The sequence below is a fragment of the Massilia sp. P1_C10 genome (assembly GCF_056406475.1).
Genome location: NZ_JBFUAC010000008.1, coordinates 111,464 through 122,754, shown reverse-complemented (window position 1 = coordinate 122,754; position 11,291 = coordinate 111,464). Strand labels below are relative to the sequence as shown.

At 66.9% G+C, this 11,291-nt stretch carries 4 protein-coding genes; all 4 read left to right on the top strand.

What is annotated here, in order from left to right; all coding sequences use genetic code 11:
• The 4 genes from AC1D02_RS17475 (at position 1) to AC1D02_RS17460 (ending at position 11,242) form a co-directional block, all read left to right on the top strand.
• A complete protein-coding gene (locus AC1D02_RS17475) occupies positions 1-2,397 on the top strand; it encodes a 3-hydroxyacyl-CoA dehydrogenase/enoyl-CoA hydratase family protein (RefSeq protein WP_477319164.1) in 2,397 nt (798 codons plus the stop codon).
• Positions 2,398-2,416: 19 nt separating this feature from the next.
• Positions 2,417-3,613, top strand: a complete 1,197-nt coding sequence (locus AC1D02_RS17470) for an acetyl-CoA C-acyltransferase (protein WP_477319162.1) — start codon at positions 2,417-2,419, stop codon at positions 3,611-3,613.
• A 181-nt stretch (positions 3,614-3,794) separates the two neighbouring features.
• On the top strand, positions 3,795-6,050 hold the full coding sequence (locus tag AC1D02_RS17465) for a GGDEF/EAL domain-containing response regulator (RefSeq protein WP_477319160.1): 2,256 nt from the start codon (positions 3,795-3,797) through the stop codon (positions 6,048-6,050).
• Positions 6,047-11,242: a hybrid sensor histidine kinase/response regulator gene (locus tag AC1D02_RS17460; protein WP_477319158.1), complete on the top strand. Its 5,196-nt coding sequence runs from the start codon at positions 6,047-6,049 to the stop codon at positions 11,240-11,242. The genes AC1D02_RS17465 and AC1D02_RS17460 overlap by 4 nt, the downstream gene beginning before the upstream one ends.
• Positions 11,243-11,291: the final 49 nt, after the last annotated feature.

The window sequence follows — 11,291 nt, the reverse complement described above, 5'->3', positions numbered from 1 at the left end:
ATGACCAATTTCATCGTCAAGAAAGTCGCCGTTCTGGGCGCCGGCGTAATGGGCGCGCAGATCGCCGCCCACTGCGTCAACGCCAGGGTGCCGGTGGTGCTGTTCGATTTGCCGGCAAAGGAAGGACCGAAGAACGGCATCGTCCTGCGCGCGATCGAGAACCTGAAAAAGCTCAGCCCTGCGCCGCTCGGCAACAAGGACGACGCCGGCCTGATCGAAGTGGCCAACTACGAGGACAACCTCGAGGCGCTGGCCGGCTGCGACCTGATCATCGAAGCCATCGCCGAGCGCATGGACTGGAAGCACGACCTGTACAAGAAGGTCGCGCCGCACATCGCGCCGAACGCGATCTTCGCCTCGAACACCTCGGGCCTGTCGATCACCGCGCTGGCCGAGGGCTTCGACGAAGCGCTCAAGGCGCGCTTCTGCGGCGTCCACTTCTTCAATCCGCCGCGCTACATGCACCTGGTCGAGATCATCCCGACCGCGTCGACCAGCCCGGCGATCGTCGACCAGCTCGAAGGCTTCCTGACCACGACCCTGGGCAAGGGCGTCGTGCGCGCCAAGGACACGCCAAACTTCATCGCAAACCGGGTCGGCATCTTCGGCATGCTGGCGACCATCCACGAAGCCGAGAAGTTCGGCCTGTCGGTGGACGTGGTCGACGACCTGACCGGCGCCAAGCTCGGTCGCGCCAAGTCGGGCACTTTCCGCACCGCCGACGTGGTGGGCCTTGACACGATGGGCCACGTGATCAAGACCATGCAGGACAACCTGGCCGACGATCCCTTCTTCGCGCTGTACAAGACGCCCGACGTGCTGGCCACGCTGGTGTCGAAGGGCGCGCTGGGCCAGAAGGCCGGCGCCGGCTTCTACAAGAAGGTCGGCAAGGACATCCAGCGCCTCGACTTCGCCACCGGCGAATATGTGGCCGGCGGTGGCAAGGCTGCCGACATCATCGCCCGCATCCTGAAAGAGAAGGACCCGGTCAAGAAATTCAAGGCGCTGCGCGAGTCGACCAACCCGCAAGGCCAGTTCCTGTGGGCGATCTTCCGCGACGTGTTCCACTACATCGCGATCCACCTCGACTCGATCGCCGACAACGCGCGCGACATCGACTTCGCGATGCGCTGGGGCTTCGGCTGGAACGTCGGCCCGTTCGAAACGTGGCAGGCCGCCGGCTGGCAGCAGATCGCGACCTGGATCAGCGAAGACATCGCCGCAGGCAAGGCGCTGACGAAGGCGCCGTTGCCGGCCTGGGTCACCAGCGGGCCGGCCGCCGAAAAGGGCGTGCACACGCCTGAGGGTTCGTTCTCCGCGTCGAAGAACGCCTACGTGCCGCGCTCCGAACTGGCCGTCTACCAGCGCCAGGCGTTCCGTGCGCAAGTAGCAGGCACCGGCGCCATCGACGGCAAGACCGCCGGCACCACCTTCCACGAAGACGACTCCGTGCGCATCTGGCACATGGACGACGAAGTGCTGGTCATCTCGCTCAAGACCAAGATGCACGTGATCGGCGAAGGCGTGATCAACGGCTTGAAGATGGCGCAAGCCGAAGCCGAGAAGAACTTCAAGGGCCTGGTGATCTGGAACACCGATGCGGCCGAAGGCGGCGCGTTCTCGGCCGGCGCCGACCTGCAGTCCGCGCTGCCGCTGTTCATGCAAGGCGGTGCCAAGGCGATGGAGCCGGGCATCAAGCTGCTGCAGAACACCTTCATGGCCATGAAGTATTCGAGCGTGCCGGTGGTGGCCGCGGTCGCGGGCCTGGCGCTCGGCGGCGGCTGCGAAATGGCGCTGCACGCGTCCAAGCGCGTCGCCTCGATCGAATCCTACATCGGACTGGTCGAAGTCGGCGTGGGCCTGATCCCGGCCGGCGGCGGCCTGAAGGAAGCGGCGATCCGCGCCTCGAATGAGGCCAAGGGCAGCGACATCCTGCACTTCCTGAAGACCGGCTTCACCAACGCCGCGATGGCAAACGTGTCCAAGTCGGCGCTCGAAGCGAAGGCGATGGGCTACCTGAAGGAAGACGACGTCATCGTGTTCAACGCCTACGAGCTGCTGCACGTGGCGAAGGTCGAAGCGCGCGCCATGTTCGACGCCGGCTACCGTCCGCCGCTCCAAAAGCCGATCACCGTGACCGGCCGCTACGGCTGGGCCACGATCCGCGCGCAGCTGGTCAACATGCGCGATGGCGGCTTCATTTCCGCGCACGACTTCAAGCTGGCCGACATGATCGCCGAAATCGTCACCGGCGGCGATGTGGACCAGGGCAGCGTGGTGAGCGAGCAGTGGCTGATGGACATGGAGTGCAAGGCATTCCTCGAGCTGCTGAATAATCCGAAATCGCAGGAACGGATCATGGGCATGATGCAGACCGGTAAGCCGGTGCGCAACTGATCGAACGAGAGAGAACACTATGAGCAAACAACTTCAAGACGCCTACATCGTCTCCGCCACCCGCACCCCGATCGGCAAGGCGCCGCGCGGCATGTTCAAGACCACCCGTCCGGACGACCTGCTGGTGCGCGTGATCCAGTCGGCGATGGCGCAGGCGCCGGGCCTCGACCCTAACCTGATCAACGACGCCATCATCGGCTGCTCGTTCCCGGAAGCCGAGCAGGGCTTCAACATCGCCCGCATGTCGGTGCTGCTGGCCGGCCTGCCGAAGACCGTCGGCGGCGTCACCGTCAACCGCTACTGCGCCTCGGGCATTACCGCGATCGCGATGGCGGCCGACCGCATCCGCGTCGGTGAAGCCGACGTGATGATCGCCGGCGGCGTCGAATCCATGTCGATGGTGCCGATGATGGGCCACCACCCGTCGATGAACATGAACATGTTCACCGACGAGAACATCGGCATGGCCTACGGCATGGGCCTGACCGCGGAGAAGGTCGCCACCCAGTGGAAGGTCTCGCGCGAGCAGCAGGACGCGTTCTCGGTCGAGTCGCACCGCCGCGCCATCGCCGCGCAGAAGGCCGGCTTCTTCAAGGACGAGACCACGCCGGTCGAGATCATCACGCGCACGCCGAACCTGGCCACCGGCCAGGTCGACGTCAAGACCCGCACGGTCGACACCGACGAAGGCGCGCGCGCCGACTCGACGCTGGAGTCGCTGGGCAAGCTCAAGCCGGTGTTCGCCGCCAAGGGTTCGGTTACCGCCGCCAACAGCTCGCAGATGTCGGACGGCGCCGGCGCGCTGCTGATCGTCAGCGAGAAGATCCTGCGCGAGCACAACCTGACCCCGCTGGCGAAGTTTTCCTCGTTCGCGGTCAAGGGCGTGCCGCCGGAGATCATGGGCATCGGTCCGAAGGTCGCGATTCCCGCTGCCTGCGCCGCGGCCGGCATCACCCAGGACCAGCTGGACTGGATCGAGCTGAACGAAGCCTTCGCCGCGCAGGCGCTGGCGGTGATGGGCGACCTGAATCTGGATCCATCCAAGGTCAACCCGATGGGCGGCGCGATTGCGCTGGGCCACCCGCTCGGAGCGACCGGAGCGATCCGCGCCGCGACCGTGATCCACGCGCTGCGCCGTAACAACCTGAAGTACGGCATGGTGACGATGTGCGTCGGCACCGGCATGGGCGCCGCCGGCATTTTCGAGCGCGTTTAAGCATTCGCCCCCCCCGAATGCAAAGCGCCGCGGACCCCGCGGCGCTTTGCATTTGTGCGGCCCGTCATGGCCAAACAGACTAGAATGAAAAGGTCAAAGCGGCTCTAAAAATGCCACCATTTCACAGCGCAACTCGCAGCGGCGCGGGATCGTTATCCTGGCGGCGCGGGGGCGCGCTGTCATGAACAGCGTCGAGTCCGTCGCCGCCCCGGTTGCCGAAACGCACGATGAACCGGCGGTGCTGCTGGTCAACGACGACCCCGGCGCCCTGTTCGCGCTGCGCGCCGTGCTCAGCGACCTCGACGCGACCATCGTCACCGCCACCTCCGGAGAGCAAGCGCTGCTGCGCCTGCTCAAGCAGGATTTCTGCGTGATCCTCATGGACGTCAAGATGGCCGGCCTGGACGGCTTCGAAACGGCGCGCCTGGTGCGCTCCCGGCCGCGCTCGCACGACACCCCGATCATCTTCCTCACCTCGCACCGCGCCACCGATATCGACCGTTCCAAGGGCTTCGAGGTGGGCGCCGCCGACTACCTGTTCATGCCGGTCGCGCCCGAAGCGCTCAAGGCCAAGGTCCAGGTGTTCCTCGACCACGCCCGCTCCGGCAAGCTGCACCGCCAGTCCGACCTCACCCGCAATTCGCTGAGCGAGGCGCTCGAGCGCGAACTGGGCCACGTCACCAGCCTGAACGAGGCGCTGCGCAGCGAAGCGTCGACCCGCCAGCACGCCGAATCGCTGGCCCGGGCCGCCGCCACCGAGCGACTCATCGTCGAGCACGCCGGCGAGTACGTCGCCCTGCTCGACAGCGGCGGCGCCTGGCTGTACGCCAGCCCCAGCTACCATTCCCTGCTCGGCGGCGCAGCCCAGCTCGGCGCCAGCTTCCTCGACATCGTCCATCCGGATGACCGCGACCGCGTGCAGGCGGCGATCTCGCGCCTGGGCCGCAACGACGCGCCGGAGCGCCTGCAGTTCCGCGTGCTCGGCCCCACCGAGCGCTACTTCGACTCCGACACCAACCCGATCCGCGATCCGTCCGGCACCGTGCTGCAGGTGGTGATCGTCGCGCGCGACGTCACCGAGCGCAAGGAGATGGAAGCCTACGTGCTGCAGCAGTCGTTCCACGACGGCCTGACCGGCCTGCCCAACCGCCTGCTGCTGCTCGACCGCCTGAGCCAGGCCACGGCGCACCGCGAGCGCCTGCACGCCCAGGTCGGCGTGCTGTTCCTCGATCTGGATCACTTCAAGGAAATCAACGACACCCTCGGCCACGCCGCCGGCGACCGCGTGCTGCAGGACGTCGCCGAGCGGCTGATCGGCTGCGTGCGCGACGGCGACACGGTGGCGCGCATGGGCGGCGACGAATTCGTCGTCCTGCTGGTCGGCCTGCACCAGCTCGAGGATGCCGCGCTGGTGGCTGAAAAGGTCATCGCGGCCGTCTCGGCGCCGTGCCAGATCGAAGGCAGCGAATTGCACGTCACGCCCAGCATCGGCATCGCCATCTTCCCCGAGGACGGCGACAACCCCGACACCTTGCTGCGCAACGCCGACATCGCGATGTACCACGCCAAGCGCGACGGCGGCGCGCGCTTTTCGTTCTTCGCGCCGGCGATGCAGGAAACCGCGGCGCGCAAGCTGGCGCTGGGCGGCGCCCTGCAGCGCGCCATCGGCGCCGGCGAATTCGTCATGCACTACCAGCCCAAGATCAGCACCCGCTCTGGCGCCATCTGCGGCTTCGAGGCGCTGATCCGCTGGCCGCAGGCCGATGGCCAGCCGTGGATCTCGCCCAGCATCTTCATCCCCATCGCCGAGGAGACCGGCCGCATCGACCCGATCGGCACCTGGGCGATCGAGCAGGTCGCCGCCGAACTGCGGCGCTGGCACGAGCAGGGCATCGACGACGTGCCGATCGCGGTCAACGTCTCGGCCCTGCAATTCCGCCGCGAGAACGTCGCCAGCAGCCTGGCGCAGGCGGTGCAGGCGGCCGGCATCCTGCCGTCGATGCTCGAGGTCGAGCTGACCGAGTCCGGCCTGATGTCCAATCCCGACCAGACCATCGCCATCCTGCACCAGATCCACGATCAGGGAATGACGATTGCGATCGACGACTTCGGCACCGGCTACTCCTCGCTGGCCTACCTCAAGCGCTTCCCGATCGACAAGCTCAAGATCGACGCATCCTTCGTGCGCGACATCGCCACCGATCCGAACGACGCCGCGATCGTGCTGGCCGTGATCACGCTGGCGCACGTGCTGAACCTGACCGTGATCGCCGAAGGCGTCGAAACGCCGGCCCAGATGGAGTTCCTGATCGCGCACGGCTGCGACGAATTGCAGGGCAACTATTTCAGCGCCGCGGTGTCGAACGACGACGCGCTGGCGCTGATCCGGCGCGGGCCATTCAGCCTGGCGCAGCCATCGACGGGGGCACCGACATGACGACCGAACTTGCGACGCCGGAGCGGCGCGCCCAGACCCGCCGCGCGCTCGGCCGGCGCGCCCACGACGTCGGCGCCTACGAACGCCGCGGCGCGGATTACGGCAGGCCCTCGATGCTGCTGGAGGCTCTGGTCGGGGTACGCGAGGGTGATTTCGGCACCCGCCTGCCGCACGACTGGACCGGCATCGACGGCAAGATCGCCGACACCGTCAACGAAATCGCGATCATCCACGAGAAATTCGCCAGGGCAGTCGAGCAGGCCGCGTTCGCCGTCGGCACCGACGGCAAGCTCGGCGAGCGCATGAAGCTCGACCGGACCGATGGCGCCTGGGGCGTGAAAATGAACGCGATCAATTCCATGATCGACAACCTGGTGCAGCCGGTGCGCGAAGTGGGCCGGGTGATCGGCGCCGTGGCGCGCGGCTCGCTCACCGAAAGCATCCAGCTTGAAATCGACGGCCGCCCCCTGAAGGGAGAGTTCCTGAAGAATGCGCGCACCATCAACACCATGCTCGACCAGCTCAACAGCTTTTCCAGCGAAGTCTCGCGGGTCGCGCGCGAGGTCGGCACCGAGGGCAAGCTGGGCGGCCAGGCCGAGGTCAGGGGCGCCTCGGGCGTGTGGAAGGACCTGACCGACAACGTCAACCTCATGGCCAGCAACCTGACCGGCCAGGTGCGCAACATCGCCGAGGTGACCACGGCGGTGGCCCAGGGCGACCTGTCGCGCAAGATCACGGTGGACGTCAAGGGCGAGATCCTGCGCCTGAAGGACACCATCAACCTGATGGTCGACCAGTTGAACAGCTTCGCCGGCGAGGTCACGCGGGTGGCGCGCGAGGTCGGCACCGAGGGCAAGCTGGGCGGCCAGGCCGAGGTCAAAGGCGTGTCCGGCGTGTGGAAGGACCTGACCGACAGCGTCAACGCGATGGCCAGCAACCTGACCGGCCAGGTGCGCAACATCGCCGAGGTGACGACGGCGGTGGCCAAAGGCGACCTGTCGCGCAAGATCACCGCCGCCGCGAAGGGCGAAGTGCTGGAGCTCAAAAGCACCATCAACATTATGGTCGACCAGCTGAACAGCTTCGCCGGCGAAGTGACGCGGGTGGCGCGCGAGGTCGGCACGGAGGGCAAGCTGGGCGGCCAGGCCCAGGTCAAGGACGTGTCGGGCGTGTGGAAGGACCTGACCGACAGCGTCAACGCCATGGCCGGCAACCTCACGGTGCAGCTGCGCGACGTGTCGAAGGTGGCGACCGCCATCGCCAGCGGCGACCTGGGACAGAAGATCACGGTCGAAGTGCAGGGCGAGATCCTGCAAATCAAGGACGTCATCAACGTCATGGTCGACCAGTTGAACAGCTTTGCCGGCGAAGTGACGCGGGTGGCGCGCGAGGTCGGCACCGAGGGCAAGCTGGGAGGCCAGGCCGATGTGAAGGGCCTGTCCGGCGTATGGAAGGACCTGACCGACAACGTCAACCGCATGGCCAGCAACCTGACCGCCCAGGTTCGCAACATCGCCACCGTCACGACCGCCGTCGCTTACGGCGACCTGTCGCAGAAAATCACGGTGGACGTCCAGGGCGAGGTGGCGCAGCTGAAGGACACCATCAACATCATGGTCGGCCAGTTGAACAGTTTCGCCGGCGAGGTGACGCGGGTGGCGAAGGAGGTCGGCACCGAAGGACGGCTGGGAGGCCAGGCCTATGTGCCTGAGGTGGCGGGCGTGTGGAAGGACCTGACCGACAACGTCAACCTGATGGCGTCCAACCTGACCGGCCAGGTGCGCAACATCGCCACCGTGACGACGGCAGTGGCCAACGGCGACCTGTCGCGCAAGATCACGGTCGACGTGAAAGGCGAAATCCTCGAGCTGAAAAACACCATCAACGTCATGGTCGACCAGCTCAACGCCTTTGGCAGCGAAGTGACGCGGGTCGCGCGCGAGGTCGGCACCGAGGGCCGGCTGGGCGGGCAGGCCCAGGTCAAGGGCGTGTCCGGCGTGTGGAAGGACCTGACCGACAGCGTTAACCTGATGGCGGCCAACCTGACCGACCAGGTGCGCGGCATGGCCAAGGTGGTGACCGGGGTCGCGGTCGGCAACCTGAAACAGAAGATGATGGTGCCGGCCAAGGGCGAGGTGGCGGCGCTGGCCGACACCATCAACGACATGGTCGACACGCTGGCGACCTTCAGCGACCAGGTCACGCGGGTGGCGCGCGAGGTCGGCGTCGAAGGGCGCCTCGGCGGGCAGGCCGTGGTGCCGGGCGCCGCCGGCAGCTGGAAGGACCTGGTCGACAACGTCAACGAGCTGGCGGCCAACCTGTCGACGCAGGTGCGCGCGATCGGCGAAGTGGCCACCGCGGTGACCAAGGGCGACCTGGGACGCTCGATCCAGGTGGCCGCGCGCGGCGAGGTGGCGGACCTGAAGGACAACCTGAACCAGATGATCCGCAACCTGAAGGAAACCACAGAGCGCAATACCGAGCAGGACTGGCTCAAGACCAACCTGGCGCGCCTGACCCGCATGCTGCAGGGGCAGCGCGACATCGTCAACGTGTCGCGCATGCTGCTGTCCGAGCTGGCGCCGCTGGTCGGCTCGCAGCACGCGGTGCTGTACCTGATGCAGGCGCCGGCGAAGGGAAATGACGGCGCGCCGCACCTGCGCCTGATGGCCAGCTACGGCTACCAGGAGCGCAAGAACCTGTCGAACGAATGGGCGGTGGGAGAAGGCGTCGTCGGCCAGGCCGCGTTCGAGAAGAAGCGCCTGCTCATTTCCAACGTCCCCGAGGGCTACGTACAGATCGTCTCCGGGCTGGGCCAGGCCAGCCCGCGCAACATCGTGGTGCTGCCGATCCTGTTCGAAGACCAGGTCAAGGCAGTGATCGAGCTGGGGGCCTTCGCGCCGTTCCAGGCGATCCACCTGACCTTTCTCGACCAGCTGTCCGAAGGCCTGGGCATCGTGTTCAACTCGATCGAAACGGCGTCCGGCACCGAGACCTTGCTGCGCCAGCAGGCGCAGCAACTCGAAGGCGAGTTCAAGTCGCAGCAGAACAAGCTGCAGGAGACTAATGCGGAGCTGGAGCGCAAGGCGCACCAGCTGGCCGAGCAGAACGCCGAAGTCGAGCGCAAGAACACCGAAATAGAGGAAGCACGCAACAGCCTGCAGGAAAAGGCGGAGCAGCTGGCGCTGACGTCCAAGTACAAGTCCGAATTTTTGGCCAACATGTCGCACGAACTGCGCTCGCCGCTCAACAGCCTGCTGCTGCTGGCCGAGCAGCTGCGCCAGAACCGCGACCAGAACCTCTCCGAAAAGCAGCTCGAGATGGTGCGCGTGATGCACAGTTCCGGGCGCGACCTGCTCCACCTGATCAACGACATCCTCGACCTGTCGAAGATCGAGGCCGGCAGCGCGACGCTGGAAATCGGCGACGTCGCCACCGACAAGCTGGGCAGCGAAGTCGACAAGGCATTCCGTTACCAGGCCGACGCCAAGGGCCTGCGCTTCACGCTCGATTTCGCCGCGGACCTGCCGCCGGTCCTGCGCACCGACGGCCAGCGCCTCAAGCAGGTGCTGACCAACCTGCTGTCGAACGCCATAAAATTCACCGCGAAGGGCAGCGTGGCGCTGTCGGCGCGGATCGCGCGCGCCGGCTGGAACCCCGACAACCAGCTGCTGTCGCACGCGCCGCTGGTACTGGCCTTCAGCGTCAGCGACACCGGCATCGGCATCGCGCCCGAAAAGAAAAAGCTGATCTTCGAAGCCTTCCAGCAGGCCGACGCCAGTACCTCGCGGCGCTACGGCGGCACCGGGCTGGGGCTGGCGATCAGCCGCGAGATTGCGCGCCTGCTGGGCGGCGAGCTCGATGTGGAAAGCGAAGAGGGGGTGGGCAGCACCTTCACGTTCTACCTGCCGCAGCAGGCGATCGGCGCGCGCGCGAAGGCGCCGCCGGCCAGCGTGCGGGCGGCCGCCGCGCCCACCGCGCATGATGAGGAGCGTCCCGAAGGCAGCAAGCCGCTGTTGCTGATCATCGAAGACGATCCGGTATTTGCGCGCACCCTGCACGACCTGGCGCACGAGCGCGGTTTCGAAACGCTGGTCGCCGGCGGCGGGGAGGAAGGCTTCAGGCTGGCGAAGGGAAACCGGCCGGACGCGATCACGCTCGACCTCGAGCTGCCCGACGTCGACGGCTGGACCATCGCCGACCGGCTGCAGGCCGATCCCGACACGCGCGGCATTCCGGTGCATGTGATCTCGGTGCGCGACCGGCCGCGCAGCTCCGCGCGCCATGGCGTGGCCAGCTACACGACCAAACCGGCCGACCTCGACACGCTGGCGCAGGTGTTCGCCGAGGTGACCGAGCAGATGGCGCGGCCGATCCGCGTGCTGCTGCTGATCGAAAACGATATTCACAAGCGCGGCGCCATCATGGAAGCGCTGGCTGGGCCGGACCGGCTGTTCGACGCGGTGCCGAGCGCCGCCGAAGCGCTGTTGGCGCTGCACAGCCGGCCGTACCAGGGCGTGGTGGTGGAGCTCGACCTGCCCGACGAAGACGGCATGACCTTGCTGACGCAGATCCGCGGCGACCCGGCGCTGGCGGCGCTGCCGGCGATTCTTTACTCGGATCGCGCGCTGGCGCCGGAGACGGTCGAACGGGTGCGCCAGCTCGACGCCGCAGTCGTGGGCGAAGGCGGCGGGCCGCTCGAGCAGGTCACGCCGGCAGTGGCCAGTTTCCTGCAACAGGTGAAAGTCGAAATGCCCGATCCGCCGCCGCCTCCCGCGATGGGTGACGACGCGCCGGCTGCGTCCGAACAGCTGCGCGGCAAATGCGCGCTGATCGTCGACGACGACGCGCGCAACCTGTTCGCCCTGACCGGTCTGCTGGAGAGCTACGGCATGGACGTCAACGCGGTCGAGACGGGAGAGGAAGCGTTGCGCCAGCTTGACGAAAAGCCGGGCGTCGACATCGTCCTGATGGACATCATGATGCCCGACATGGACGGCTACGAAACGATGCGGCGGATCCGCGCGGACGAGCGCTTCGCCAAGCTGCCGATCATCGCGCTGACGGCCAAGGCGATGCTGGAAGACCGCACCAAGTGCCTGGCGGCGGGGGCGTCCGACTATGCGTCCAAGCCGGTCGACACCGAGCAGCTGCTGGCGCAGCTGTGCGTCTGGCTCGCCGCCCCAAAATGAGGGAGGGGTCTGGTCGGGCGGACCTGACCCCAACTTCTAGGCTGCGGCC